23 protein-coding genes are annotated in these 25,651 nt (G+C 67.6%); 10 read left to right on the top strand and 13 right to left on the bottom strand.

Translation table 11 applies throughout. From position 1 onward, the window contains the following. Nucleotides 1–428: hypothetical protein (locus tag ACMGEZ_RS20270; protein WP_436824068.1), on the bottom strand; the 428-nt coding region annotated here is incomplete at its 3' end. 137 nt (nt 429–565) lie between these two features. Between ACMGEZ_RS20270 and ACMGEZ_RS20265 the strand changes: the two genes are divergently transcribed. Then, entirely contained in the window at nt 566–1,951 is a 1,386-nt protein-coding gene (locus ACMGEZ_RS20265; RefSeq protein ID WP_436824067.1) for an aminopeptidase P N-terminal domain-containing protein, read from the top strand. Here the strand turns inward: ACMGEZ_RS20265 and ACMGEZ_RS20260 are convergent. From ACMGEZ_RS20260 to ACMGEZ_RS20230, 7 genes are all read right to left on the bottom strand, one after another. Then, nucleotides 1,948–2,553: an ATPase gene (locus tag ACMGEZ_RS20260; protein WP_436824066.1), complete on the bottom strand. Its 606-nt coding sequence runs from the start codon at nt 2,551–2,553 to the stop codon at nt 1,948–1,950. The two genes, ACMGEZ_RS20265 and ACMGEZ_RS20260, sit on opposite strands and share 4 nt — an antisense overlap. Further along, nucleotides 2,553–2,927: a TA system antitoxin ParD family protein gene (locus tag ACMGEZ_RS20255; RefSeq protein WP_436824065.1), complete on the bottom strand. Its 375-nt coding sequence runs from the start codon at nt 2,925–2,927 to the stop codon at nt 2,553–2,555. The genes ACMGEZ_RS20260 and ACMGEZ_RS20255 overlap by 1 nt, the downstream gene beginning before the upstream one ends. A gap of 50 nt (nt 2,928–2,977) precedes the next feature. Then, nucleotides 2,978–4,567: an FAD-dependent oxidoreductase gene (locus tag ACMGEZ_RS20250; protein WP_436824064.1), complete on the bottom strand. Its 1,590-nt coding sequence runs from the start codon at nt 4,565–4,567 to the stop codon at nt 2,978–2,980. Then, nucleotides 4,564–6,129 (bottom strand): polyamine aminopropyltransferase, encoded by a 1,566-nt coding sequence (locus ACMGEZ_RS20245; protein WP_436824063.1) that lies wholly within the window; start codon nt 6,127–6,129, stop codon nt 4,564–4,566. The genes ACMGEZ_RS20250 and ACMGEZ_RS20245 overlap by 4 nt, the downstream gene beginning before the upstream one ends. Before the next feature lie 16 nt (nt 6,130–6,145). After that, the gene (locus ACMGEZ_RS20240; protein ID WP_436824062.1) at nt 6,146–6,367 is read right to left on the bottom strand and encodes a DUF350 domain-containing protein; all 222 of its coding nucleotides are present in this window, start codon (nt 6,365–6,367) and stop codon (nt 6,146–6,148) included. Nucleotides 6,368–6,388: 21 nt separating this feature from the next. Continuing rightward, nucleotides 6,389–7,867, bottom strand: a complete 1,479-nt coding sequence (locus ACMGEZ_RS20235) for a DUF4178 domain-containing protein (RefSeq protein ID WP_436824061.1) — start codon at nt 7,865–7,867, stop codon at nt 6,389–6,391. Between the two features lie 77 nt (nt 7,868–7,944). Beyond that, nucleotides 7,945–8,994, bottom strand: coding sequence for an SPFH domain-containing protein (locus ACMGEZ_RS20230; protein WP_436824060.1), 1,050 nt, complete (start codon nt 8,992–8,994; stop codon nt 7,945–7,947). Between the two features lie 163 nt (nt 8,995–9,157). On the opposite strand from ACMGEZ_RS20230, the gene ACMGEZ_RS20225 reads away from it, so the two are divergent. The 3 genes from ACMGEZ_RS20225 to ACMGEZ_RS20215 all read left to right on the top strand — a co-directional run bounded on the left by ACMGEZ_RS20225 (nt 9,158) and on the right by ACMGEZ_RS20215 (nt 12,574). Further along, nucleotides 9,158–11,497, top strand: a complete 2,340-nt coding sequence (locus ACMGEZ_RS20225) for an NADP-dependent malic enzyme (protein WP_436824059.1) — start codon at nt 9,158–9,160, stop codon at nt 11,495–11,497. A 181-nt stretch (nt 11,498–11,678) separates the two neighbouring features. Continuing rightward, nucleotides 11,679–12,092 carry a guanyl-specific ribonuclease gene (locus tag ACMGEZ_RS20220; RefSeq protein WP_436824058.1) on the top strand — a complete coding sequence of 138 codons (414 nt, stop codon included), beginning with the start codon at nt 11,679–11,681 and terminating at the stop codon, nt 12,090–12,092. 47 nt (nt 12,093–12,139) lie between these two features. Then, entirely contained in the window at nt 12,140–12,574 is a 435-nt protein-coding gene (locus ACMGEZ_RS20215; protein WP_162577690.1) for a barstar family protein, read from the top strand. Nucleotides 12,575–12,914: 340 nt separating this feature from the next. Here ACMGEZ_RS20215 and rsmA read toward each other — a convergent pair whose 3' ends face one another. The 3 genes from rsmA to ACMGEZ_RS20200 all read right to left on the bottom strand — a co-directional run bounded on the left by rsmA (nt 12,915) and on the right by ACMGEZ_RS20200 (nt 17,592). Beyond that, nucleotides 12,915–13,688, bottom strand: coding sequence for a 16S rRNA (adenine(1518)-N(6)/adenine(1519)-N(6))-dimethyltransferase RsmA (gene rsmA, locus ACMGEZ_RS20210; RefSeq protein WP_436824057.1), 774 nt, complete (start codon nt 13,686–13,688; stop codon nt 12,915–12,917). An 84-nt stretch (nt 13,689–13,772) separates the two neighbouring features. After that, a complete protein-coding gene (locus ACMGEZ_RS20205; protein WP_436824056.1) occupies nt 13,773–15,188 on the bottom strand; it encodes a peptidylprolyl isomerase in 1,416 nt (471 codons plus the stop codon). Between the two features lie 13 nt (nt 15,189–15,201). Beyond that, a complete protein-coding gene (locus ACMGEZ_RS20200; RefSeq protein ID WP_436824055.1) occupies nt 15,202–17,592 on the bottom strand; it encodes an LPS-assembly protein LptD in 2,391 nt (796 codons plus the stop codon). Nucleotides 17,593–17,683: 91 nt separating this feature from the next. Here ACMGEZ_RS20200 and ACMGEZ_RS20195 point away from each other — a divergent pair, with 91 nt between their 5' ends. The 5 genes from ACMGEZ_RS20195 to ACMGEZ_RS20175 are packed head-to-tail and all read left to right on the top strand — an operon-like array spanning nt 17,684 to nt 22,604. Beyond that, nucleotides 17,684–18,778, top strand: a complete 1,095-nt coding sequence (locus ACMGEZ_RS20195) for an aminoglycoside phosphotransferase family protein (protein WP_436824054.1) — start codon at nt 17,684–17,686, stop codon at nt 18,776–18,778. Beyond that, on the top strand, nt 18,775–19,509 hold the full coding sequence (locus tag ACMGEZ_RS20190) for a 16S rRNA (uracil(1498)-N(3))-methyltransferase (RefSeq protein ID WP_436824053.1): 735 nt from the start codon (nt 18,775–18,777) through the stop codon (nt 19,507–19,509). Before ACMGEZ_RS20195 ends, ACMGEZ_RS20190 begins: the two co-directional genes overlap by 4 nt. A gap of 47 nt (nt 19,510–19,556) precedes the next feature. After that, complete coding sequence (locus ACMGEZ_RS20185) at nt 19,557–20,918, top strand: M20/M25/M40 family metallo-hydrolase (protein ID WP_436824052.1); 1,362 nt, start codon at nt 19,557–19,559, stop codon at nt 20,916–20,918. A gap of 44 nt (nt 20,919–20,962) precedes the next feature. Continuing rightward, the gene (locus tag ACMGEZ_RS20180; protein WP_436824051.1) at nt 20,963–21,421 is read left to right on the top strand and encodes a YidB family protein; all 459 of its coding nucleotides are present in this window, start codon (nt 20,963–20,965) and stop codon (nt 21,419–21,421) included. Between the two features lie 10 nt (nt 21,422–21,431). Beyond that, on the top strand, nt 21,432–22,604 hold the full coding sequence (locus ACMGEZ_RS20175) for an MFS transporter (protein WP_436824050.1): 1,173 nt from the start codon (nt 21,432–21,434) through the stop codon (nt 22,602–22,604). Nucleotides 22,605–22,670: 66 nt separating this feature from the next. Here the strand turns inward: ACMGEZ_RS20175 and ACMGEZ_RS20170 are convergent, their stop codons facing one another. Beyond that, nucleotides 22,671–24,164, bottom strand: a complete 1,494-nt coding sequence (locus ACMGEZ_RS20170; protein WP_436824049.1) for a M20 family metallopeptidase — start codon at nt 24,162–24,164, stop codon at nt 22,671–22,673. A gap of 123 nt (nt 24,165–24,287) precedes the next feature. Between ACMGEZ_RS20170 and ACMGEZ_RS20165 the strand changes: the two genes are divergently transcribed. Next, entirely contained in the window at nt 24,288–25,106 is an 819-nt protein-coding gene (locus ACMGEZ_RS20165) for a DUF72 domain-containing protein (protein WP_436824048.1), read from the top strand. 15 nt (nt 25,107–25,121) lie between these two features. Here the strand turns inward: ACMGEZ_RS20165 and ACMGEZ_RS20160 are convergent, their stop codons facing one another. Continuing rightward, the gene (locus ACMGEZ_RS20160; RefSeq protein WP_436824047.1) at nt 25,122–25,649 is read right to left on the bottom strand and encodes a bactofilin family protein; all 528 of its coding nucleotides are present in this window, start codon (nt 25,647–25,649) and stop codon (nt 25,122–25,124) included. Between the last annotated feature and the right edge of the window lie 2 nt (nt 25,650–25,651).

Genomic DNA, 25,651 nt, shown 5'->3' with positions numbered 1-25,651 from the left:
CTCGCCACCGGACCACCCACCTGCCAGGTGCCGGGGTGATAGCTCATGGTCTGGTCCGCGCGCTGGTGCAGCGTCGGGATGCCGCTGTTGTCGACCGGTGCAGGGTTGCCGTAGCGGTAAGCGATGCCGGCATCTTTGCCGAACTGGGCTGCGATTGCCTTGTACGCTTCGGCAGCAATGGCGCCGGAATTGTCCACCACTTCGTTCGGAACGGGGGTGGTGGCGTCTGGAGCCTGGGTGCCTGGCGTGGTGCTGGTGCCGGTGCCCGCATCCGCGCTTCCGGCGGCCGTGTCCGTACCCGTCGCTGTGGCCGTCGCGCCCAGGCCGGCAAATCCGCCGCCGCCGCCGCCGCCACCTCCTCCGCAACCTGCTATGAGAGCGCTTGCGACAACAGTCGATAGAAGCGCGCCTTTATATGAAATATTCAACAAAAAAACCTCCAGTTTGACAAGATAGTCATTTGTACGTGGGCGTCCTCCTACAGGGCAACTCTTCTTGCAAATGTTTTCGTTATGTGTTTTCACTCTCCAGGAGAGTGGTTACAAAGGTATTGCATAGACACGTTATGACCGCAAATCATCAAATCCCCCGGCGCAAGGAACTTTCTTCTTATTTGGGACCGGATGCGGTGGCCATCATTCCGACGGCGCCGGAGCGATCACGCAACCGGGACACGGATTTCCTGTTCCGGCACGACAGCTACTTCTATTACCTGACGGGTTTCGGCGAGCCCAACGCCTGCCTAGTGCTCACAAGCGAGGGGCATGCCACGCTGTTCTGCGCCCCAAAGGACCTCGAGCGGGAAATTTGGGACGGTTACCGCCTGGGCCCCGACGCGGCGCCGGCGGCACTCGGGGTCGACGAGGCTTTCTCGATCGACGAACTCGACAGCCGCATGCCGAAGCTCCTGGAGAACAAGAAGACGGTCTGGTACCCCTTCGCGACGCACAAAGGGTTGGAGTCGCGCGTCGACGGCTGGCTGTCGGCGGTACGCGCAAGGGTGCGCTACGGCGCGCTGTGCCCCGAGAGACAGCACGACCTGTGCGGGCCGCTCGACGAGATGCGGCTGATCAAGGACGCGCACGAGCAGGACACCATGCGCCGCGCGGCACAGATCAGCGCCCGCGCCCATGTTCGCGCGATGCAGCTGTCGGCGCGCATGCTGCGCGAAGGCCGCGACGTGCGCGAGTACCACCTCGATGCGGAGCTGCTGCATGAGTTCCGCCTCGGCGGCTCGCAGTACCCGGCCTACAACTCGATCGTGGCGGCCGGCGCCAACGCCTGCGTGCTGCACTACCGCGCCGACGTCGCCCCGGTGCGCGACGGCGAGCTGGTGCTGATCGACGCCGGCTGCGAGCTGGACGGCTACGCGAGCGACATCACCCGCACCTTTCCGGCCAATGGCGTCTTCACCGGCCCGCAGCGTGCCCTGTACGAGCTGGTACTGGCCAGTCAAGACGCGGCGGTCGCTGCGACGCGAGCAGGCGCTCGCTTCAATGATCCTCACGACGCCACCGTGAGGGTACTTTCGCAGGGGATGCTGGACCTGGGGCTGCTCGACGCCAACAAGGTGGGCGGCGTGGACGACGTGATCGAGAACCGCGCCTACTTCGCCTTCTACATGCACCGCACCGGCCATTGGCTGGGCATGGACGTGCACGACTGCGGCAGCTATGTAGAGCCCGCGCAGGCGGACGAAGTCAGCGAGCGCAGGGACCCGCTGTCGAACGAGCTGATCAAGAACCGCCCCAGCCGCATCCTGAAACCGGGCATGGTGCTGACCATCGAGCCGGGCATCTACGTGCGGCCGGGCGAAGGCGTGCCGGAGCAGTTCCACAACATCGGCATCCGCATCGAAGACGACGCGATCGTGACCGAAACGGGCTGCGAGCTGATCTCGCGCGGGGTGCCGGTCAAGCCGGACGAGATCGAGGCGTTGATGCGGCCCTAAGTCGCCTCGGCCGCCTCGACCGGGCCCAGCACCTTGCGTGCCCAGGCGGGCAGCCATGGTCCGTGTGGCCGGACCTGGCCGCCGACGACCGAGGCCACGAGGTGGGGCCCTCCGGTCTCGGTGTCCGCGGCGTCGAACAACATGGCGAGTTGCACCTCGCGCACGGCCAGGCGCAGGTTTTCGAGGGTGCGCGGATAGCGCGCCAGGATCTTGTTCACGGGCACGTCGTGGCCGCCCTCGTGCACGCGCTGCTGGACCCGCTCCAACAGGCGGCGCGGGTCGTCCAGGCACACCGCATAGAGCGCGACCTCGAATCCCAGCGCTCGCGCCTCGGCGATGAGCTGCAGCTTGGACGGATGCGAGAAGACGGTTTCGCTGACAAAGGCCTCCCCGGCGTCCAGGTGGGCCTTGCGCCGGGCGTCGGCCCAGGCTCGCGCCGCCTCGGAGCGGCGGACGGCATGGCGGATGTGGCCGAGCTGTTCGCGCTCGTACAGGTCGGCATTGACGAAGGGAAGCTGCGGATAGCGCGGCTGGATCAGGTAACGGTACAGCGTCGACTTGCCGGCACCGTTCGGGCCGGCGAGCAGATGGAGAACGGGCATCAGGCCGCGCGGCGGCTGCGCGGACGGGTCTGCGCCTTGGCGCGGTTTTCAGCCACGGCGGCCTTGGCACGCTCGGCCAGCGCGCCGGACTGGGCGAGGGCCAGGACGTGGCCATGAAGGGCATCGAGCTCGGACGACAGCGCCGGCGTCGCCTCGCCGGCGACGGCGACGGCGTAGCGGGCACCTTCCTCGCGGGCGATCAAGGCCTGGCTGTCCTGGGTGGACAGGCCGGTCTGCTCCAGCGCGCGGCCGAGCGTGGCCCAATATTCGATCTGGCTCGCCACCGAGCGTCGCATCGGCTGGGCCGCATCGCGCGCCTTGTCGACCAGCGCGGCCGGCAGCTTGACGGAAGCAAAGGGGGTTGGCAAAGGCATGCGTCACTCCTGATTGGCGCATTTTGCGCCATTGCGCAAAGCCGTGCAATTCAGGTGTTGCGCGGCGGGGCTTCCCCTGCAGCGAGGTGCCCGCGCACGAAAGCTTCCTCGAAGATCGAATAGCCCGACCAGTCGCTGTGCGCAAAGGCGAGGCGGCCGGCGACGATGCGTTCGCGCGCGCCGAGCCGGCCGAGCAGTCCGGGCACGGGGATGGCCATGGCGTGGCCGTAGCGCGCGATGTCGATGCGAGTGACGAGGGCGGCAAGATCGGGATGAGGCAGCGACAGCTCGCCCAGCAGTTCGTCGCGCCAGCCGCTCCAGGGCCGATCCAGCAGCAGGCGCCGGCCGTCCGGGCCGTCGCAGGCGCTGGGGCCGAGCGGCCGGTACCAGCTCAGCACGGTGGCGCCAGGGGTCGGATCCAGCGCCTGGTGGCGCGCGTCGACATAGCCGAGCCCGCGCGTGCCGTAGACCACGTTGTCCCAGCTCGGCGCCGCGCCCGGCCGGTCAGCCAGCGGCTCGCGCAGGTGCATGTTGGCCACGAGCCAAGGGGCGTAGCGCAACGCGGTCGCGGCGTCGCGCAATGGCGCGGGCGGGTTCTCCACCACGCGGGCGGCGATGAAGGCCGGCAGCGCGACGACGCAGCGCTCCGCCAGCCAGCGAACCCGAGCCCCGGCGGCGGCATCGAAGGCCTCGACCTCGACGCCCGAGCGGGTCTCGGCGATGCGCAGGACCCCATGGCCGGTCTTCAGGCGATCTCCCAGCGGCGCCGCGAGCCGCCGGGCGATCCAGCCATTGCCCTCGGGCCAGGTCAGCACCGCGTCGCGCTCGGCCTCGTCATCGCCCGGCGCATGGAAACCGTGCCGGCTCGCGAAATAGTGAATGCCCGCCCAGGCCGAGACATGGGCGCTGCCGGCGCCGTAGTCGTCGCGGCAGCAATAGTCCAGGTACCAGCGCAGCTGCGGATCGTCGAGGCCTTCGCGTTCGAGCCAGGCCGCGAAGGTCAGGGTGTCCAGTTCCAGCAGGCGGGGCGCAAGCGGCACGCGCATCGTCGGAATGGCGAAGCGCGCCTCGCGCCGCAGGGCCTCCACACGCCGCGAGAACAGGCGGTACTGCGCCAGGGTGCGCTCGTGCACGCCCTGCACGGGCAGCAAGCCGTCCTGCCACGCGCCCTGGAAGAACAGCCGCTCCTGCGGGCTGTGGCAGAGGTGGCGTTCTTCGTACTCCCAGCGGCCCGCCACACGCCGGCGCAGACCGAGTTCCTCGAGCAGGTCCTGCACCTCGTGCGCCTCGTCGCCCGGCAGCGGCAAGTAGTGGGCGCCGAGCGGACAGGCGATGCCGCCCACCTCGCCGCCGCGGCTGTTGCCGCCGGCCTGGTCCTCGAGCTCCAGCAGCACGAAGTCCTCGATGCCTGCCATGCGCAGGGCGCGAGCAGCTGCCAGTCCCGCCACGCCGCCGCCGGCGATGACGACGCGCGTGCGGCGCATGACCGAGGGCGCGTCGGTGCTGCGCCACGCCTCGTCGCGCAGTGCGTGGCCGCGCGCGACATCGATGCCGGAGAAGCCGCCCTCGATTTCGTGCCGCGCACCGCAGCCGCCGAGCGCCAGGGCACCCGCAGCACCGAGGAATGCGCGACGCTTCATCCCCCGTGACCGACGACCTTGCCCCACTCCTGCTCGTAGGTCGTGACCAGGGTCTGGTTGGACAGCCGGTTCACCTCGGCCGGCACGCGCGCCATGTCGCGCGGGAACTCGAACAACTGGGGCAGCGCCGGCATGGTCAGGAAGCGCAGTCCCTCGGGCAGGGCGTCGGGCAGCCGGAAAGGCCTGCGGCTCGCCACCACGAAGCCCCATTCGCCGAAGCTGGGCACGTGCGCGTGGTAGGGCGTCGCCACCAGGCCGACCGATTCGACGGTGGCGACCACGGTCCAGAAGCTCTTGCGGGCGACCAGCGGCGAGGTGGTCTGGATCACGGCATAGCCGCTGGCGGACAGCCGCCTGTCGAGCAAGGCGTAGAAGGAATTCGTGTAGAGCTTGCCGATCGCGAAGTTGGTGGGATCGGGAAAGTCGACCACGATCACGTCGAACATCTCGCCGGTCTGCTGCAGCCAATGGAAGGCATCGGTGTTGACGACCCGGACCTTCGGCGACTTGAGCGCACCGCCGTTGAGGGCGGCGAGCGTCTCGTGGTCGCTGAACAGCCGCGTCATGTTCGGATCGAGCTCGACCAGCGTGATGCTCTCCACCGAGGGGTACTTGAGGATCTCGCGCACCGCCATGCCGTCGCCGCCGCCGAGCACGGCCACCTTCTTCGGTGCGCCCTGCGCCGCCATCGCTGGATGCACCAGCGCCTCGTGGTAGCGGTACTCGTCGCGCTCGGCGAACTGCAGGTTGCCGTTGAGGAAGAGCCGGTGCCCGGCGCCGCCGCGCGTGACGACGATGCGCTGGTAGGGCGAGCTCTCGCAGAAGACGATGCGGTCTTGATAGAACTTGTCTTCCGCCAGCGTCGTGATGTGTCCCGCGAAGACGAAGGCGGCGGCGAGCGCGCCCAGTGCCAGCACGCAAGCCAGCGCATGCGCGCCCAGGCGGCGCAGCTCGTGCCTGAAGAGCCACAGCGCCCACAGCGCCACCGCCGCATTCATGAGCCCGAAGAGCAGTCCGGTGCGGATCATGCCGAGCTGGGGCACGAGCAGCAGCGGGAAGGCGACCGACACCGCCAGGGCGCCCAGGTAGTCGAAGGTCAGCACCTGCGAGACCAGGTCCTTGAGCATCACGTTGCGGCGCAGGATGCGCATCACCAGCGGGATCTCGAGCCCGACCAGCGTGCCGACGACCAGCACCAGGCCATAGAGCAGCAGGCGGAAGGCCCCCGGGATGTAGGCGTTGGCGATGAACAGCAGCGCCGGCAGCGCGCCGCCGATCAGCGCCACCATCAGCTCGATGCGCAGGAAGTGGGCCGGCAGCTGGCGCTCGAAGTAGCGCGAGAGCCAGGAGCCCACGCCCATCGCGAAGAGATAGGTGCCGATGATGGTGCTGAACTGCAGCACCGAGTCGCCGAGCAGGTACGAACTGAGCGCCGCGGCGCTCAGCTCGTAGACCAGGCCGCAGGCCGCGACCACGAACACGCTGGCCAGCAGCGCGATCTCGACCGGCTGCGGGCCGCGTGCTGCCGTCGCGGGAGCCGGATCCAAGGCTGCCTCGCTCATCGACCGCTGTGACGAATCAATGGATCGCGGCGGCGACGATGATGCTGATGCCCAGGCTCATCGCGGCCACCACCATGCCGAGCGCCACGTTCTGCTTCTCGACGAGCTCCTGCCACAGGTCGTAGGGCGTGAGCTTGTCGATGAGCAGGAAGGTGATCCAGAACATCAGCACGCCGATGAGCGCGTAGAGGATCGAGCCCAGGAAGGCCGCGGGCCTCAGCCATTCAATTCCAAACATGAAGGACCTCCGGAAAAAACGTCATTTGTGGCCGCCGCCACTGGAATAGCCGCCATAAGAACCGCCCGAGCTGCGCGAACCGCCCGAACTGCTGCTGCAGGTGCTCAGGATGATCAAGAGGATGAGGATCATCACGATGATCAGGATGATGGTGCCGCAGCCGAGCTTGCCGGCCGCGCTCAACGGCGACGCGTCGCCGCGCTTGAACATGTCCTTCTTGCCGTCCAGCTTGAAGGCGGCCGCCACCGCGGCACTGTCGATCTTGCTGCCCGAGGACCAGGTCAGCTCCTTGGCCGAGCGCTCCATCGACAACAGGGCGCTGCCGCTGGCGAAGTCGCGATTGAAGGTCTTCTGCCCGCGCTCGACCTGCCAGTAGAACTCGCCCGCCACGTAGGTGGTCTCGGCGTTGTAGGCGTACTGCTGCTGGTAGACCTTGCCGAGGTAGGTGGCGCGCGAGCCGTTTTCGGCCATGGCGGGCGCGCCGGTGGTGGGCTTGACCAGGCTCCAGCCATCCTCGGCGTCGACCAGGAAGTTGAAGCCGCGCTTCTTGTTGTAGAGCAGGTACTCGTTCCACCCGAAATGCTCGTCGTCGCCGGGCGCGACGCCCATGCGGTGCTGGAAGCCGACCACCTGCCACTGCGCGCCTTGCAGCTGGCCGGTGGCGCCGATGGGGATCAGCGGCTGCACCGGCTCGTGCTGGGCGGCATGGCGCAGCTCGCCGCCGATGCCCTGCGTCAGGTCGATGATGCTGTTGCAGGCGCGGCAGGTGACGCTCTTGCTCTCTGCGAAGTTGACCGTGACCGGCGAGCCGCAGTTGGGACAGTTGAAGCTGCGGCCCCTTTCCTCCTTTGCCGATTCGTCGCGCAGGCCGGTCAGCTGCAGGTCCTCGAGCCGCACCGCGCGACCGAGGTAGGCGCCAGGCGGCTGGGTGTCGTACTCGAGGCTCAGCACCAGGCCCTGGTCGTTGCGCAGCTCGACCACGGCGAAGGGCCTTCCGAGCTCGGGCAGCCGCGGCAGCTCGCCCTGCGCCGAGACCAGCCGGACCTGCTCGTTGGAGGCCACCGTGTAGCTCTGGCCGTTGAATGCGGTGGTGGCGCCCACGCGCAGCTCGGACGGATCGGGCGCCTCGCGCTGCAGTTCGTAGGGCAGCGAGAAGACGTAGGCGCCGTTGTCCTCGCTCAGGATGCCGGTGCGCTCGCCGTCGAGCGCGGCGATCCACTCGGTCCAGCGGCCGCCTTCGTAGCTGTATTGCAGCCGGCCGACCAGCGTGAAGGGCTGGTCCTGGATGCGCCCCGCGGCGAACAGCTGCAGCGGGCTGAAGTCGTCGAACAGCTCCGCCATCTTGCCGGTGCGCGCGAGCGCATCGCCCTGGCGCACGACCGTGCTCTGGCAATAGGGGCAGACGGCGTGGGTGGACTGCGCCGACCGGAATTCGACCGGCGCGCCACAGCCGGGGCAGGGCGCGCGGTAATAGCGCTGTTGGGAAGAGTCGGTGGCCACGAAAGGCGACGGCAAGGGTCCGCTCGCTGCGAGCTTGTCGAAGACGCTTCGACAGGCTCAACCGGAGCGGAAAGCGCTCAGACCAGCTTCTTCAGCAGTTCCGCCTTCTTGGCGTCGAATTCTTCCTGCGTGAGGATGCCCCTGGTCTTGAGCTCGCCGAGCTTCTCGAGCGTGGTCATCACGTCGGCCGGGTTGACCACGGCGACGGCGGGTTGCTGCTGCGCTGCCGGCGCAGCGGCAGCGTTGGCTGGATTCAGTCCCTGCTGCAGGTTCTGCGCCAGTACCTGGCCCAGCGCCACGCCGGCCCCGAGGCCCATCGCATCGCCGGCGATGCCGCTGCCCTGGCCGGAGCCTTCGGCGAATTTCGGGATCGCCTGCGCCGTCTGGTACTGCATGAACTTGCCCATGTCGTTGCCGACCATGCCCATGCCGATCTTCTGGTCGAGGATCTTCTGCAGCTCCTCTGGGAGCGAGACGTTCTGGACCGTGATCGCCTCGAGCTGGATGCCGATCTTGGCAAACTCGGGCACCAGTTGCGCCGCCAGCGCCTGCGCGAACTGGATCTGGTTGGCGGCCAGATCGAGGAAGGGCACGCCGCTGGATGCGATCGCGTTGCTGATGTTCTGTAGGACCAGGCCACGCAGCTGGCCATCGAGGTCGGCCACGGTGTAGATGTCGCGCGTACCCGAGATCTCCGTGTGGAAGAGCTTGGCGTCGCCGATGCGGAAGCTGTAGTTGCCGAAGGCGCGCAGGCGAACGGCGCCGAAGTCCTTGTCGCGGATCGTGATCGGCTGGGGCGTGCCCCATTTCTGATCGACCTGCTGGCGGGTGCTGAAGAAATAGACGTCGCTCTTGAACGGGGACTCGAAGAGCTTGTCCCAGTTCTTGAGGTAGGTGAGGACCGGCAGCGTCTGCGTGGTGAGCTTGTACATGCCCGGGCCGAACACGTCGGCGACCTGGCCCTCGTTGACGAAGACCGCGACCTGCGACTCGCGCACTGTGAGCGAGGCGCCGTTCTGGATTTCCATTTCAGCCATCGGGAAGCGCCATGCCAGCGTCCCGTCTCCAGTTTCGGTCCACTGGATGATGTCGATGAACTGCTTCTTGATGAAATCCATCAGCGCCATGGTCGCTCCTCGTCCGGTTTTTCTGAACGGGCATATTGCCACAATGACTTGGCGCTCCGGGGGGTTTTAGGCACCTGCAGCGGTGCGGCAAGGCGCTTGGCCCCGAATTGCGAGGTCTACAATCGGCGCCCCCTACAAGAAGCGTTGCACGGAGCCAAGGCACATGTCCGATCTGACCTCCCCGATCCCCACGCCCGAAGACAAGCGCGCAGAACTGCGCCGGGCGGCCCTCGAGTACCACGAGCTTCCTGTTCCGGGCAAGGTCGCGATCGCGGCGACCAAGCAGATGATGAACCAGCGCGACCTGGCGCTGGCCTATTCGCCCGGGGTGGCAGCGCCTTGCGAGGAAATCGTCAAGGACCCGGTCAACGCCTTCAAGTACACCGCGCGCGGCAACCTCGTTGCGGTGATCACCAACGGCACCGCGGTACTTGGCCTGGGCGACATCGGGCCGCTGGCCGCCAAGCCGGTGATGGAAGGCAAGGGCGTGCTGTTCAAGAAGTTCGCGGGCGTCGACGTGTTCGACATCGAGATCGACGAGAAGGACCCCGCCAGGCTGGTGGAAGTCATTGCCGCGCTGGAGCCGACCTTCGGTGCCATCAACCTCGAGGACATCAAGGCGCCGGACTGCTTCTACGTCGAGCGCGAGCTGCGCAAGCGCATGAAGATCCCGGTCTTCCATGACGACCAGCACGGCACGGCCATCACGGTGGCTGCCGCCATGCTCAACGGGCTCAAGGTGGTCGGCAAGGACATCGGGCAGGTCAAGCTGGTCACCTCCGGCGCCGGCGCGGCGGCGCTGGCCTGTCTCAACCTGCTCCTGAAGGTCGGCCTCAAACGCGAGAACGTGTTCGTGACGGACCTTGCCGGCGTGGTCTACGAAGGCCGCACCGAGCTGATGGACGACGACAAGCGCCAATACATGCAGAAAACCTCGGCGCGCTCGCTGGCCGAGGTGATCGAGGGCGCGGACGTGTTCCTCGGCCTTTCCGCCGGCGGGGTCCTCAAGCCCGCCATGGTGGCCAAGATGGCGCCGAGGCCGGTGATCTTCGCGCTGGCCAATCCCAATCCGGAAATCACGCCCGAGGACGCCAAGGCGGTGCGCGACGACGTCGTCATGGCCACCGGCCGCACGGACTACCCGAACCAGGTCAACAACGTCCTGTGCTTCCCCTACATCTTCCGCGGCGCGCTGGACTGCGGCGCCACCACCATCACCGACGAGATGGAGGTCGCAGCCGTGCACGCCATCGCCGAACTCGCACAAGCCGAGCAGAGCGAGCGCGTGGCGGCGGCCTACGTGGGAGAGAAGCTGAGCTTCGGCCCCGACTACCTCATTCCGAAGCCTTTCGATCCCCGCCTCATGATGAAGATCGCGCCCGCGGTCGCCAAGGCGGCGGCCGACAGCGGCGTCGCCCTGCGGCCGATCGTCGATCTCGACGCCTACCGCGACAAGCTGCAGAGCTTCGTGTACGCCTCGGGCACCACCATGAAGCCGATCTTCGACGCCGCCAAGCGGGCGCCGAAGAAACGGGTGGCCTACAGCGAAGGCGAGGAAGAGCGCGTGCTGCGCGCGGCGCAGATCGTGGTCGACGAAGGCATCGCCCGGCCCACGCTGATCGGCCGGCCCGCGATCATTGCCCAGCGCATCGAGAAGTTCGGCCTGCGCCTCAAGGAAGAGCTCGACTACGACGTGGTGAACACCGATTTCGACCACCGCTATCGCGACTTCTGGCAAACCTATCACCGGATGACCGAACGCAAGGGCATCACGGTGCAGGTCGCCAAGATCGAGATGCGCCGCCGGCTCACGCTGATCGGCGCCATGCTGCTGCACAAGGGCGACGTGGACGGGCTGATCTGCGGCACCTGGGGCACGACCGCGCTGCATCTTCGCTACATCGACCAGGTCATCGGCAAGCGCGCCGGCGGTTGCGCGAGCACTCCCCAGGACGTGCCGATCTACGCCTGCATGAACGGCCTGCTGCTGCCCGACAGGCAGGTGTTCCTGGTCGACACGCATGTCAACTACGATCCGACCCCCGAGGAACTGACCGAGATCACGACCATGGCAGCCGAGGAAATGATGCGCTTCGGCCTGAAGCCGAAGGCCGCACTGCTGTCGCACTCGAATTTCGGCACCAGTGAGCACTCCAGCGCGGTCAAGATGCGTCAGACGCTGGCGTTGTTGCGCGAACAGGCGCCGTGGCTGGAAGTCGATGGAGAAATGCACGGAGACGTTGCTTTGGACGGCAAGCAGCGCGCCCAGGTCATGCCGCACAGCGCCCTGGCCGGCGACGCCAATCTGCTGGTTTTCCCGAACATCGACGCGGCCAACATTTCCTACAACCTGCTCAAGACGGCCGCCGGCGGCAACATCGCGATCGGCCCGGTCCTGCTCGGGGCCGCCAAACCTGTGCACATCCTCACCGCCAGCGCCACGGTGCGCCGTATCGTCAATATGACGGCCTTGACGGTGGCGGATGCCAACGCCGAGCGTTAAGCCTTTGTACGACAGCGGTCGCTAACTTCAGATGCACCGATGAGACCCTGGCGCCTGCTCAAAGATTGAGCAGGCGCTTGCTATTTGTGCGTCCCTAGGGCACACTTGCGGCCTTGAATTTGCGGGTTAACCCGGAGGTTGACCTGCGATTCGGCCCTCGCTCTTTTCCTTCTGGTGCCCCATGGCGGCTTACGCCTCGATCACGTTCCCGGTCTCCAAACTCGCGCTCACCGGCCTCTTGCTGATGGCCCTAGGTGCCGGAGTCGAAGCCCGTGAATGGGCCGGCACCCGCGCCGATCGGTCGGCACAGGAAACGATCGCGCTGGCCGAATTGCCGGTGCAGGGCCAGCGCACTTATGGAGCCATCTTGAACGGTGGCCCCTTCCGATACGAAAAAGACGGCTCGGTGTTCGGCAATCGCGAACGCCTCTTGCCGCGAGAGCGCCGGGGCCATTACCGAGAGTACACGGTCGAAACACCCGGCTCGCGGGATCGCGGCGCACGGCGCATCGTCTGCGGAGGCGAGCGCACGGTGCCGTCGGTGTGCTGGTACACGGCAGACCATTACGCGAGTTTCAGGCGGATCGTGCCATGAGCGATGAACTGGATTGGAGCGGCGCATCCAGGCGCCCTGAGGTAAAGATGACCACGACAACTATGGAAAGACCAGCGGAGATGACCCCCACCCTTCGGGGCGTGCGACCCAATATCGTGCAATCGATTCGTGCATTTCGCGTGAGCGATCTGCAGGAGGCGGCGCACGCGGCCGGGCAGCACTTCCTCTATGCCAATCTGGGCAACGCCCAATCGAAGCAGGACGTGCTGGACCTGATCGCTCAACAGTTCACCTTTCCGCAGCATTTCGGCAAGAACTTCGATGCGCTGTACGACTGCATGACAGACCCGTTGCATAAATCGGGCCCGCAGCCCGGCTTTGTCATCGTGCTCGAGCAGATTCCGGCCAACGCCAAGTTCGACAAGGAAGCGCGCGAGCAGCTGCTCGACATCTTCCGGGACGCCGCGGACTACTGGGGCGATCGGAAGATACCGTTCAGGTGCTTCTATTCTTTTCTGTAGCCCGTTCTGCACCCACCAGCCAAGCAGAACGGGCGAACGAGGCTAACGGCACCGAATCGGTTTCGGGCATCGAACTCCAGAACAACAGCGACCCGGCGGCAGAAAAGATGCCCACCGACAAGCTGGTCGACGTGTCCCCCCTGGCACTGCGCATGAGCAGCCCCTTCAATGCGGGCTACTGGCTCGCGGCAGCATAGGCTTAGCGCAGCTCGCCCCGGCTGCGCGTATATCGCGTCGCTGTGGCTATCGCTTTCCCAAGGGGGAGCAGGCTGGCCGCTTCCGCGGCTGAGCGCGGTGACCTTCACGAACAGAAAAGCCCGTCTTCGACGGGCTTTCTTCTTTATGGAGCGAGGGCTTGGGCGAGGGCGACGTATTCGTCCACAGGCACCTCTTCGGCGCGCCGCTGTGTCTCGAACTCGCCGGCGAAGCCATGTTGCTCCAGCCATTTGCCCAGGCTATGACGCAGCAGTTTGCGGCGCTGGCTGAAGGCGACCTGGACGATCTCGCCCAGTCGGGCTGGGTCGACCGACGGCGGCTCGGCCAAGGGCACCATGCGCACCACGGCGCTGTCCACCCGCGGCGGCGGATCGAAGCTCTCGGGCGGGACGAACAGCACGTTTTCCATCGCGTAGCGCCACTGCAGCATGACGCTGAGTCGCCCGTAGTCCGAGGTGGCCGGCTGCGCGGTCATGCGGTCGATGACCTCCTTCTGCAGCATGAAGTGCTGGTCGGCGATCAGGTGGGCGAAGTCCAGCAGGTGGAAAAGGATCGGGGTCGAGATGTTGTAGGGCAGGTTGCCCACCACGCGCAGCGCCGTGGCTGGCGGTACCGCGAGGCGGGCCGCCAGGGCTGCGAAATCCACCTTCAGGACGTCCGATTCGATCACCTCGAGCTGGCCGTGCGCGCGCAGCCGCTGCGCCAGGTCGCGGTCCAGCTCGATCACTGTCAGCCGGCCGAGGCGCTCCACCAGCGGCTGGGTCAGCGCCGCGAGGCCCGGCCCGATCTCGACCATCGCATCGCCGGGCCGCGGCGAGATCTCTCGAACGATCGCATCGATGATGCCGGCGTCGGACAGGAAATGTTGTCCGAAGCGCTTGCGAGCGATGTGCTTCACCGATAGCCGCCGCGGCGCTTCGTCATCTCGATGGCTCTACCGCGCTATCAAGCCCCGGCCGGCAAAGGCGCCCGAGGGCAAGCGTCATTGTTGCGGCGCCTCGCGGTACTCGACGTAGGCGCGCGTGCGCAGTTCCTGCGCCCAGGTTTCGTACGCTTCCTCGAGCTTCTTCTCGCGCAGCACGGCACGGGCGGCTTCGCGCTGCTCGGCCTGGCTCAGCTTGGCGTCGCGGCGCGCGACCACCTGGATCAGGTGCACGCCGAAACGGGACACGAGCGGATCACTGACCTGCCCGGGCGCCAGTCGGTTCATGGCTTCCTCGAACTCCGGCACGAACTGGCCGGGGCGCGACCAACCGAGGTCGCCGCCTTCCTTGGCGCTGGCGTCCTGCGAGTTGTCGCGGGCCAGCCCGGCGAAATCGACACCCTTCTGGATGCGCTCCTTGAGTTCCGCCAACTGCGCCACCGCCTGCGCGGTGGTGCGCTTCGGATCGTTGCGCAGCAGGATGTGGCGCACGTGGGTCTGCGTGACGACCGCGTCGGCCGACGTCGGCTGGCTCTTGGCCAGCACCTTGAGCACGTGGAAGCCGGCGCCGGAGCGGATCGGCCCCGCGATGCCGTTGACCTCCGTCGACTGCGTCGCCTCGACGAACAGGCTGGGATAGCGGTCGGCGCTGCGCATGCCCAGCACACCGCCGTTGGCGCGATCGGGCGAATCGGAGAATTCCTGAGCGAGCTTGGCGAAGTCCTCGCCGGCGCGAGCGCGCTGGGCGATGCCCTGGGCGCGCTGCTGCAGTTGGGCGACCTGCGCCTCGGTGGCGTTCTCGGGCACGGCCACCAGCACCTGGGCGATGTTGATGTTCGGCGGCACCGCGGCATTGCCACCGTTGCGCTGCTCGCGCAGGAACTGGTCGACCTCGACGTCGCTGATCTTCACCTTGGACTCGATCTCGCGATCGCGAAGGCGCGTCAGCAGGAGCTGGTCGCGCAGGTCGTTGCGGAAGGTCTGCGGCGAGATGCCCTCGGCCGCGATGCGGCTGCGCAGCTCGGTCAGGCTCATCTGGTTCTGCCGCGCCACGGTCTGCTCGGCCTGGTCGATGGCGAGTTCGTCGACCTTGATGCCGGCCTCCTTGGCCGCTTGCAGCTGGGTGCGCTCGGCAATCAGCCGCTCCAGCACCAGGCGCGTGAGCTCCGCCCTCGGCACGCGCTGCGCTTCGGCGTTCTCCTTGAGGAGGCGCTCGACCCGCGACTGCACGTCGGTGTTGGTGATGGGCTCGGAATTGACGAGCGCCACGATGTACTCGGCCGAGCGCTGCGCAGTCGGGGCCGCGGGCGCCGGGGCGGCGCGCGGCACGGCCGGGACCGGCGCGAGGCGCGGGCCGCTGCGCATGATGTCCGTGATGCCGACGCCGGGGCGCGAGCCCCCTTGGCCTTGCGCACCGGCCGCCGCGGCCAGCGTTGCGAGGCACGCCAGGGTGAGGATGGAGCGGATGTGATTCATGGCGAAGAGGGGCTCAGTCGTAGTTGGTGAAGCGGCTGGGGGCAGGGAAGGGTTGCCGCAGAGGCTGGTAGCGCTGGATGTTCTGGGTCAGGGTGCGCATGGGACTTGCTCCGATGGCGGCGAAGCCGACGAATTCGAGCTGGAACATGATGCGCGTATTGGCCGTGGCTTGGCCAGTGGTGAGGCGTTCCAGGACCACGCGCCCGATCCAGCAGCAGCCGTCGTACTCGATGCCGAGCACGCCGTCGGTGAGCTTGCGGTCCTGCAGACTGTAGTTGAGGCGGCCCACGGCATACCAGCGTCCGCCGCCCTGGCCGCGGCCCGGGCCGAGGTCCTTGCCCTTGTCTCCCCACAGGTCGTTGAGCGGCCACTGCCAGCTCACGTCCAGCGACTTGTTGCCGTCGTTGACAGTCGGCGTCGAGTTCGCCTGGTAGCGGTAGGCCGCCGAGATGTTGCGATAGGGGCCGGGGTTGTAGCGCGCGCTCAGGGCCGTGCGGGTCGACTTGTGGTCGTCGGGGTTGTACTGCACGGTTCCGTCCACGCTCCACTGCGGCGTCCAGTTGATCTGGGCGCCGAACAGCAGGTCGCTGACGCGGTCGGTCACGGCCGTGGTGCCCGGCAGCGTGACGCGCTGGTCCTTGAAGCGCAGCCGCTGCGCGACCCCGACGCGCGCCGCCTCGGCGCCGCTCTCGGGATCGATCAGCCGCGAGGTCACACCCACCGTGAGCGTGTTGCTGTCGGAAATGCGATCGTTGCCGGAGAAGGCGTTCTCGGTGTAGACGGTCGCAAAGTTGAAGTCGTTGGCGGCCGAGTCGTAGTTCGGCAGCAGGCTCTGGTCGCGGAAGGGCGTGTAGACGTAGAAGGCGCGCGGCTCGAGTGTCTGACGGAAGGCTCGGCCGAAGAAGCTGGCATCGCGCTCGAAGATCATGCCGCTGTCGAGGCTGAAGGTGGGCACCGTGCGGCTGGCCGAGTTCGCGCCATTGGACAGCGGCGCTTCGAACTGGTAGCTGGTCGTATGCAGCTGGACCTTCGGAATGACGTAGGTGCCGGGCGTGAGGAAGGGCCGGCTCAGCGCAGCCAGCGCGTACACCCGTTCGCCGTTGGGCTGCCTCTGCTGCACCGGGTCGCCACGGAAGCGCGTGTAGTCGGTGTTGAGCGAGAAGTCGAAGCCGTGCCAGTCGTACTTGTAGTAGTTCGCAGTGATCTGCGGCAGGCGGTCGTAGGGCGGAATGATCGGCGACTGGTCGTACTGCAGCGTCTGGTACTTCAGCGTGCGCACGATGCCGTTCCAGTCGCCCTTGGTCCAGTTGAGCGATGCATCGTTCGAGAGCAGGCGCGTGGTCAGCGACGGCGTGCGCGTGAAGTCGCGCCAGTAGTCGTCGTCGCTCACGCGATTGAACCTGATCGAGGCGCTCAGCGCGTCCAGTCCGAGCGGCTTGGGATCGAAGGTCTGGGTGTGATTCGTCCAGATGCCCCAGCGCTTGCGGTTGCGCAGGCTGTCGGTCGGCATGTAGTCGACCCGGATGTCGCCGCTGTAGTCCTTCTCGAGATAACGGAACTCGCTGCCGAGATTGACGCCGCGCTTGCCCATCAACTCGGGGTAGAAGGTCGCGTCGCGGTTGGGCGCGATGTTCCAGTAGTAGGGCACGGTGATGTCCACGCCGTTGACGCTGCTGACGCCGATGGTCGGCGGCAGGAAGCCGCTCTTGCGGTCGTTGCTGAGCGGAAAGCTCAGCGACGGGAAGGGCGGCGTCGTGATGCCCATGAAGCTCATCCGCGCGTCGGTGGCCACGCCGACGTTCTCCTCGGTGTCGGTGGTCAAGGTTGCGGCGCTCAGCATCCAGGCCGGCATCCAGCCTGGATAGTCTTCGCGCCGGCAGGTGGTGTAGGTAGCCTGGCGAGCGACGGACACGTTGCTGTCGACGAAGTCGATCCGCTCGGCGTCGCCCTCGCCACCCGAGGCCAGGAAGCGGTAGTGCACCTTGTTGAAGAAGCCTTCGAAGGTCTCGAGCTTCAGCTCGAGCTGAGGACCCTCGTAGACATTGCCGGCCTGGTTCACATGCACGTTGCCGGTGGCCTTGGCGAGGTCCTCGGGCTGGTAGTACTCGAGCCGGTCGGCGCGGATCACCGTGTCGCCCCGGCGCAGCGAGGCATTGCCTTCGATCACGGTTTCGAGATCGGTCCGGCCCGAGATGCGGTCCCCGTCGACGAAGGTCGGCAGCTCGCCGCGCTGGGTCTTGGGAATCGTCTCTTGCAGTTGCGGCGTTCGCTTCAGCATGATCGGCGCGTCCAGGCCGGCGTCCTGTGCCGACGCGCCCTGGGCTTGCAGCAGCGCCAGCGTCAACAAGGCCAGCGGCAGAGGCGGTCGGCACCGGCGCCAGTCAGCTCGGGTCAGGTCAGGCATCGGTACGGAAAAGGAATCTTCGGGGGTAGTGCGCCGGAGGGCCCGGAGTCGCGGGAGCCCGCGCCGGGTGGATTTGTAGAATCGATTATCCATGACAGCTTTCCCGCCCCCGGACAGCGGCGCCGCGACGCCATCCCCGACGATCAGCTGGAGCGATCCGGAACGCGCCCGCGCCTTCGCGCAGTGGCTGGCCGCGGTCGGGCCGCGTCACCGGTTGCTGCCGGCGACCGTGCGCCCGGCCTCGGCCGATGCCAGCTTCCGGCGCTACTTCCGCATCGACACGGAGGACGCGGCCACCACGCGCATCGTGATGGATGCGCCCCCCGCCCAGGAGAACAGCGCCCCCTTCGTTCAGGTCGCCCGGTTGATGCGCGAGGCCGGCCTGACCGCACCGCAGGTGCTCGAATGGGACGAAGCCCAGGGCTTCCTGCTGCTCGACGATCTCGGCCGCCAGACCATGCTCGACGTGATCGACCCGGCCGATCCGGAGGCTGCACGACCGCTCTATGGCCGGGCGGTCGATGCATTGATCCGCTGGCAGCTGGCGTCCAGGCCGCAGGTGCTGCCGCCCTACGACCGGGCGCTGCTCGAACGTGAGCTGGCGTTGTTCCCCGACTGGTACGTGGCGCGGCATCGAGGTCTGACGGTGGAAGGCACGCTGCACGACCAGCTGCAACGCAGCTTCCAGCTGATCGTCGAGAACAACCTGGCGGCGCCGCGCGTCTACGTGCACCGCGACTTCATGCCGCGCAACCTGATGATCACCGGTGGCCCGGCCTTGGGCGTGCTGGACTTCCAGGACGCGGTGCACGGCCCCATCACCTACGACATCGCGAGCCTGATGCGCGACGCCTTCCTGAGCTGGGAGGAGGACTTCGTGCTCGACGTCACCGTGCGCTACTGGGAGAAGGCGCGCAAGGCCGGCCTGCCGGTGGACGAGGACTTCGGTGCCTTCTACCGTGCGGTCGAATGGATGGGCCTGCAGCGGCACCTGAAGGTCGCGGGCATCTTCGCGCGGCTGACGCTGCGCGACGGCAAGCCCCGCTACCTCGCTGACACGCCGCGCTTCATCGCCTACATCCGCGCGACGGCAGGCCGTTATCGCGAGCTGACGCCGCTCTTGCGAGCCGTCGACGAGATTGAAGGTACCCAGCCGCTCAGCGGCTTCGCGTACGGGCGGATGTGAGGCCGCGTTTCCACAGCACCACGGCTCTCGCCGCGCACGGAACGATGGCGCTCCCGCCGGGGGCCGCGCGCCATGTCCAGGTGCTGCGGATGCAGCCCGGCGATGCACTCACGCTCTTCGACGGCAGCGGCGGCGAGTACGACGCCACCATCGAGCGCATGGGGCGCAGCGAAGTGACGGTGCAGGTCGGCGCCCACGTGCCGATCGAACGCGAGACGCCGCGCGCCGTGCACCTGGCCATCGGCATGCCGGCCAACGAGCGCATGGATTGGCTGGTCGAGAAGGCGACCGAACTCGGCGTCGCCAGCATCCAGCCGCTGATGACCGCGCACGGCGTGCTGCGCCTGGCCGGCGAGCGCGCCGACAAGAAGCGCGCGCATTGGCAGGCGATCGCCGTCGCGGCCTGCGAGCAATGCGGCCGCAACCGGGTCCCGCTGGTCCACCCGGTGCGCGCGCTGGCCGGCTGGATCGAATCGCCGCCGATCGACGATGCCGAGCGCTTCGTGCTCAGCCTGGCCGAGGGCGCGCGCAGCCTGCGCGACCTCGGTGACGGCGCCCCCGGCGCCGGCCTGCGCCGCGCCTGCGTGCTCAGCGGGCCCGAGGGCGGGCTGAGCCCAACCGAGGAGCGCGATGCCATCACGCGCGGCTTCGCGCCGCTCACGCTCGGCCCGCGCGTGCTGCGCGCCGAGACCGCGGCGCTGGCGGCGCTTGCATTGCTGGCGCACTCTTGATCGGAATCCTCCGTCCTCTTTCTCCACCTCCTACTCCTCTTCCAGCCATGCCATCGCTCCTGCCTGCGCCATTGCGCCTTGCGCCCCTCCTGCTCGCCGTCCTCTGCACTGCGGGTGCCGTGCAGGCCCAGGGCACGGCCGTTGCGCCGACTCCCGCCCAGGTGCAGCCGGCCGTCGACCAGGCCTACACGCAGCTGCTGGCCGCGCCGGCCGTCAAGCAACTGCTCGACGCGGTGAAGGCCGATCACGAGCGCTCGGTCGAAGATCTCCGGATGCTCACCGAGATCGAGGCGCCGCCCTTCAAGGAGCAGAAGCGCGCGCAGGCCTTCCTCGCGCGCATGAAGGCTTTGGGCCTCACCGATGCGCACATCGACGCCGAGGGCAACGTCGTGGGTCTGCGCAAGGGCACGGGCAACGGCCCCAAGCTGCTGATCTCGGCCCATCTCGACACGGTCTTTCCCGCCGGCACCGATGTCAAGGTGAAGGAGCGGGACGGCAAGCTCTATGCACCCGGCATCTCGGACGACACGCGCGGCCTTGCGGTGCTGCTGTCGTGGCTCAAGGTGCTGAACGACAACAAGGTCCAGACCGTGGGCGACCTGCTCTTCGTCGGCAACGTGGGCGAAGAGGAACTGGGCAATCTCCGCGGCATGAAGGCCATCTTCCGCGACCATCTCGACATCGACGGCATGGTGGGCGTCGAGCCCGCGCCCGATGGCACGGTGCTGGTGCTGGGCACCGCGAGCCATCGCTACGAGGTGAGCTTCAGGGGGCCGGGCGGCCACAGCTACGCGGCCTTCGGCCAGGTGCCCAGCGCGATCCACGGCATGGGCCGCGCCATCGCCAAGATCGCCGAGATCAAGACGCCCAGCTTTCCCAAGACCACCTTCACCGTGGGCACCGTCGGAGGCGGCACCTCGGTCAATACCATCGCGCCCGATGCGCGCATGGCAGTGGACATCCGCTCCGACGATATGGGCGCACTGCTCGAGACCGAGAAGAAAGTGCTGGCCGCGATCGACGAGGCGGTGGCCGAAGAGAACAAGCGCTGGAACGTCAGCACGCTCAGCGTCAGCAACAAGCTGATCGGCGACCGCCCGGGCGGCCGCACGCCCTCGGACTCGGTCATCGTCGAAGCGGCAGTGCGCTCCAACAGCGCCTTCGGCCACAAGACCCTGCTGACGGGCGCCAGCACCGATGCCAACGTGCCGATGTCGCTCGGCATTCCGGCCATCATCATCGGCGGGGGCGGCAAGACCGGCGGCTTCCACGCGCTGTCCGAGTGGATCGACGTGACAGAGGGCTGGAAAGGCGCGCAGAATGCCCTCGCGACCGTGCTCGGCCTGGTCGGCGTGCAGGGCGTGAGCGAGCCGCTCCTGCCCAAGCGTCCTCCGCGCCCGAAGCCCTAGCCGACGCTCCCCCCTCGCTCACTCATTCACTTCAGGAGCCCATCATGGGATTGCTCGATTCGGTACTCGGACAAGTCCTCGGCGGCGCGCAGCCGCAGCAGCCCCAGGGCGGAGGCTTCGGCGGCCTCGATGGGCTCGGCGGCGGCGGGCTTGCGGGTGCGCTGGGCGGGCTGCTCGCCGACAACGGCGAGGTGGGCGGACTCGGCGGGCTGGTGTCCAGGTTCGAACAGGCCGGCATGGGCGACGTCATCGGCTCGTGGATCGGCACGGGCGAGAACCAGCCGGTGTCGGGCGGGCAACTGCAGGACGTGTTGGGCAGCGATGTCATCTCCGGCCTCGCGCAGAAGCTCGGCATCAACGCAGCCACGCTGCTGCCGATGCTGACGACGCTGCTGCCCATGCTGGTCGATCGCCTCACGCCCAAGGGCCAGGTGCCGGCGGAGGGCCTGGGCAACCAGGACGAGCTCCTGTCCTCGCTCAGCGGCCTGCTGCAGAAGGGCTGAGCTGGCCTCGATGAACCGCAATCTCTGGCTGCTCGCCGCCTGCCAGGGCTTGTTCCTGACGAACAACGTCGCCTTCATCGCGATCAACGGGCTGGTCGGCCTGGCGTTGGCGCCGCGCGGCTGGATGGCCACGCTGCCGGTGATGGGGTACGTGATCGGCGGCGCGCTCGCCACCGGCGTGGTGGCGCGTACGCAGCGGCGCTACGGCCGGCGCCGCTCCTTCCAGATCGGACTGGCGGTGGCCGTGGTCTCGGCGCTGCTGTGCGCGCAGGCCGCGCTCTGGAAGGACTTCTGGCTGCTGTGCGCGAGCACGGTCGTGGCCGGGTACTACAGCGCGAATGGCAGCCTCTATCGCTTCGCCGCAGCCGAGCTTGCAGCGCCGGCATGGCGCGAGAAGGCGGTGTCGCTGGTGATGGCGGGCGGGCTGATCGGTGCCGTGGCGGGCCCCAACCTCGCGGCCATCACGCGCAACTGGTTCGCGGTGCCGTTCGCAGGCGCGTATCTCGCACTGGCCGCCGTGGCGCTGCTCGCGATGGCCCTGATGCACTTCATCGACTTTCCCGCCCCGCCTGTCAGAAGTGCGGCGACGGCCGGCCGACCGTTCGGCGAGATCGTGCGCCAGCCGGTGTTCATCGTCGCCGCGCTGGCGGGCGCTCTGGGCTTCGGCGTGATGAACCTGCTGATGGCCGCCACGCCAATCGCGATGCAGGTCTGCAGCCTGCCCTTCGAGGACGTGGCGCTGGTACTCGAATGGCATGTGATCGGCATGTTCGCACCGGGCTTCTTCACCGGCCACCTGATCCGCCGCTTCGGCGCGCTGCCGGTGATGGGCGTGGGCCTGCTGCTCAACCTGGCCTGCATCGCGGTGGCGCTGTCGGGCGTGGAGCTGCACCAGTTCCTCGCCGCGCTCTTCCTGCTGGGCGTGGGCTGGAACTTCCTCTTCACCGGCAGCACGACCCTGTCGCTCTCGGCGTACACCGCCGAGGAGAAGGATCGCGCGCAAGGTGCACTCAACTTCTGCGTGTTCGCGACGCTGGCGCTGAGCTCCTTCGCTTCGGGAGTGCTGGTCACGACGCAGGGCTGGCGGCTGCTGAACCTCGGCTCGCTGCTGCCGGTGCTGCTGACCGGCGCGGCGCTGCTGTGGCTGGCCCACAGGCAGCGCGCGGGTGCTGCGGCGGTCTAGGCCGGCGGGAAGCGGACATCGGCCAGCACGCGAGCGCTTCGAAGACGGGCTCGCGGGCGCCCGGCTTCAAGCGGCCGCAGCCTGGGCGACCGGCAGCGCGGCAATCACTTCGGCCACGGCGGCGGTCAGCTTCTTGGCATAGGGCACGTGCAGGAACTCGTTGGGCCCGTGCGCATTGCTCTTGGGGCCGAGCACGCCGCAGACCATCATCTGCGCCTTCGGGAAGCCGACGCTGAGCATGTTCATGAGTGGAATGGTGCCGCCCTGGCCGATGTAGCCGCAGCTCGCGCCGAAGTGCGCCTGCGACGCGGCATGGAGCGCGCGCTCGAACCAGGGCGCAGTCGAAGGCGCGTTCCATCCGGTCGCGCCGCCATGGCTCTCGAAGGTGACCTTGGCCTGGTAGGGCGCGTTGTCTTCGAGCAGCGCCTTGAGCTCCTGCACGGCGCGGTCGGCATCGACCAGCGGCGGCAGGCGCAGGGACAGCTTGAAGGCGGTATAGGGGCGCAGCACGTTGCCTGCATCCTTCAAGGCCGGGAAGCCCTCGGCACCGGTGACCGAGAGCGTGGGCTTCCAGGTGCGATTGATCAGTGCTTCCACCGGGTCGGTGGTGGTCGGCAGCGCGAACGCGGCCGCACCGCCGCAGTCGTAGTGCGCCCAAGGGAAACGCTTGTAGACCTCGTCGCCCAGGATGGCGGCGGTGGCCTTGGCTTGCTCGAGGCGATCGGCCGGCAGCTCGCAGTGGAAGCTCTCGGGCAGCAGGCGGCCGGTCTTGCTGTCCTCGAGGCGGTCCAGCACCTGGCGCATGATGCGGAAGCTCGAGGGCACGAGGCCCGAGGCGTCGCCGGAGTGCACGCCTTCGGTCAGCACCTCCACCTTCAGCGTTCCGCTCGCCATGCCGCGCAGCGAGGTGGTGAGCCACAACTGGTCGTAGTTGCCGGCGCCCGAATCGAGGCAGATCACGAGCCCGACTTCGCCGAGGCGAGGCCGCAGCGCGTCGATGTAGGGCAGCAGGTCGTAGGAGCCGGACTCCTCGCAGGTCTCGATCAGGCCGACCACGCGCGGATGGGCCGCGCCTTGCGCCTTCAGCGCCTGCAACGCGGCGACGCTCGCGTACACGGCGTAGCCGTCGTCCGCGCCGCCGCGGCCGTAGAGCAGGCCGTCTTCATACTTGGGCGTCCATGGACCGAGGTCGCTGCGCCAGCCGGTGAACTCGGGCTGCTTGTCGAGGTGGCCGTACATCAGCACGGTCTCCTTCATGTCGGTGCCGGTGGCGGGCACCTCGAAGAAGAGCACCGGCGTGCGTCCCTCGAGCCGCACGATCTCCAGCTTGAGGCCCTCGACCTTCTGCGCCTCGACCCACTGGGCCGCGTTGCGCAGCACGGTGTCGAGATAGCCGTTCTGCACCCAGTCTTTGTCGAAGCCGGGCGACTTGGCCGGGATGGCGATGTACTCGGTGAGCTGGCGCACGATGTCCTGGTCCCATTTGGTCGAGACATCGGACAAGGCGCGCTCGGCGTCGAGCAAGCCCAAAGGCATTTCGCGGTGCAGGGGAGCGTTCATGGGGTTCTCCGCGTATGGGAACTGGCAAGGGGTCTCGCGAATTATGGGCGCATGCCGCGCGCGCCGCAGCCCTTTGGGCTAATCTCTGCCGGCTTCGCAGTGGCATCCCGATCGGAGGCAGATTTGAGCAGCAGCACGAACAAGCGCATTCGCGTCGGCATCGGCGGTTGGACCTACGAGCCGTGGCGCAACAACTTCTATCCCGAGGGGCTGCCGCACAGCCGCGAGCTGCACTACGCCAGCCGGCAGCTCACCGCCATCGAGGTCAACGGCACCTACTACAGCAGCTTCAAGCCGCCGACTTTCAAGAAATGGCACGACGAGACGCCGGAGGACTTCGTGTTCTCGCTGAAGGCCTCGCGCTTCGCGACCAACCGCAAGCAGCTGTCGGCCGCCGGGGAGTCGGTCTCGCGCTTCGTCGAGAGCGGGATCACGGAGCTGGGCGACAAGTTGGGCCCGATCGTCTGGCAGTTCATGCCGACGAAGGCCTTCGATGCGGAGGACTTCGAAGCCTTTCTCGCGCTGCTGCCGAAGAAGGAGGGCAGCCGTGCGCTGCGCCATGTGCTGGACGTGCGGCACCCGAGCTTCATGACGCCGGCGTACCTGGCGTTGGCGCGCAAATATCAGGCGGCAACGGTGTTCACCGACTCGGACAAGTTCCCGTCCTTTGCCGATCTGACCGGCGACTTCGTCTATGCGCGGCTGATGAAGAGCGACGCCCAGCAGCAGACCGGCTATGCGCCCAAGGCGCTCGATGCCTGGGCCGAAGCGGCGAAGACCTGGGCCGACGGCGGCCTGCCGGAGTCGCTGCCCTTCGTCGAGGAGCGCACGACGGCCAAGAAGGGCGCGAAGAGCACGCGCGAAGTCTTCATCTACTTCATCAACGGCGCAAAAGAAAAGGCACCGGCGGCTGCCGGTGCCTTGATCGAACGCTTGAGCTGAGTGGAGCCCGCGGCCTCAGGCGGCGGCCTGCAGCGCCGGCTTGCTGCCACTGCTGCTGGCGGGGGCGGCACCGAAGCTGATCTCGCCGGAGAGCTGGCCGCCTTCCTCGACCACGATCTTGCCGTAGCGGATCTTGCCGGTGACCTTGCCGGTGGAATGGATGACGAGCTTTTCGCGAACCGTCAGGTTGCCGTCGAAGAGGCCGCGGATCTCGGCGATATCGATCTCGGCAGAGCCCTTGAAGGCGCCTTGCTCGGCAATCTGCATCACGCGGGAGTCCATCGTCGCCTCGACCAGGCCTTCGACCACGAGGGTGTCGCAGTCGGTGATCTCGACGCCCTTGAGCTTGATGTTGGGGCCGACGGTGAGCTTGCTGCCGCCTTCCTTCGCTACCCCGCTGGTCGCCGACTGTGCCGACGGGTTGGCGGGGGTCACGGGCGCACCCGACAGGTTGGTGCCGGAGCCCACCAGCGGCGCGGGACGAGAGACGAGGGATTCGGGTTCGCGATCACGCTTGCCGAAGAAGGGGGACTGTGTGGCCAATG

The organism is Variovorax stachyos, from assembly GCF_051400855.1.
Taxonomy (GTDB): Bacteria; Pseudomonadota; Gammaproteobacteria; order Burkholderiales; family Burkholderiaceae_C; genus Variovorax.
Note: the sequence above shows the minus strand (reverse complement) of the source record. Positions and strands in the feature narration are given on the sequence as shown.

What these genes read in the sequence shown, in the direction of transcription:
- ACMGEZ_RS20265 (WP_436824067.1), top strand. Translation starts at nt 566, where the DNA reads ATGACCGCAAATCATCAAATCCCCCGGCGCAAGGAACTTTCTTCTTAT.
- ACMGEZ_RS20260 (WP_436824066.1), bottom strand. Translation starts at nt 2,553, where the DNA reads ATGCCCGTTCTCCATCTGCTCGCCGGCCCGAACGGTGCCGGCAAGTCG.
- ACMGEZ_RS20255 (WP_436824065.1), bottom strand. Translation starts at nt 2,927, where the DNA reads ATGCCTTTGCCAACCCCCTTTGCTTCCGTCAAGCTGCCGGCCGCGCTG.
- ACMGEZ_RS20250 (WP_436824064.1), bottom strand. Translation starts at nt 4,567, where the DNA reads ATGAAGCGTCGCGCATTCCTCGGTGCTGCGGGTGCCCTGGCGCTCGGC.
- ACMGEZ_RS20245 (WP_436824063.1), bottom strand. Translation starts at nt 6,129, where the DNA reads ATGAGCGAGGCAGCCTTGGATCCGGCTCCCGCGACGGCAGCACGCGGC.
- ACMGEZ_RS20240 (WP_436824062.1), bottom strand. Translation starts at nt 6,367, where the DNA reads ATGTTTGGAATTGAATGGCTGAGGCCCGCGGCCTTCCTGGGCTCGATC.
- ACMGEZ_RS20230 (WP_436824060.1), bottom strand. Translation starts at nt 8,994, where the DNA reads ATGGCGCTGATGGATTTCATCAAGAAGCAGTTCATCGACATCATCCAG.
- ACMGEZ_RS20225 (WP_436824059.1), top strand. Translation starts at nt 9,158, where the DNA reads ATGTCCGATCTGACCTCCCCGATCCCCACGCCCGAAGACAAGCGCGCA.
- ACMGEZ_RS20220 (WP_436824058.1), top strand. Translation starts at nt 11,679, where the DNA reads ATGGCGGCTTACGCCTCGATCACGTTCCCGGTCTCCAAACTCGCGCTC.
- ACMGEZ_RS20215 (WP_162577690.1), top strand. Translation starts at nt 12,140, where the DNA reads ATGACCACGACAACTATGGAAAGACCAGCGGAGATGACCCCCACCCTT.
- ACMGEZ_RS20205 (WP_436824056.1), bottom strand. Translation starts at nt 15,188, where the DNA reads ATGAATCACATCCGCTCCATCCTCACCCTGGCGTGCCTCGCAACGCTG.
- ACMGEZ_RS20200 (WP_436824055.1), bottom strand. Translation starts at nt 17,592, where the DNA reads ATGCCTGACCTGACCCGAGCTGACTGGCGCCGGTGCCGACCGCCTCTG.
- ACMGEZ_RS20195 (WP_436824054.1), top strand. Translation starts at nt 17,684, where the DNA reads ATGACAGCTTTCCCGCCCCCGGACAGCGGCGCCGCGACGCCATCCCCG.
- ACMGEZ_RS20185 (WP_436824052.1), top strand. Translation starts at nt 19,557, where the DNA reads ATGCCATCGCTCCTGCCTGCGCCATTGCGCCTTGCGCCCCTCCTGCTC.
- ACMGEZ_RS20180 (WP_436824051.1), top strand. Translation starts at nt 20,963, where the DNA reads ATGGGATTGCTCGATTCGGTACTCGGACAAGTCCTCGGCGGCGCGCAG.
- ACMGEZ_RS20175 (WP_436824050.1), top strand. Translation starts at nt 21,432, where the DNA reads ATGAACCGCAATCTCTGGCTGCTCGCCGCCTGCCAGGGCTTGTTCCTG.
- ACMGEZ_RS20170 (WP_436824049.1), bottom strand. Translation starts at nt 24,164, where the DNA reads ATGAACGCTCCCCTGCACCGCGAAATGCCTTTGGGCTTGCTCGACGCC.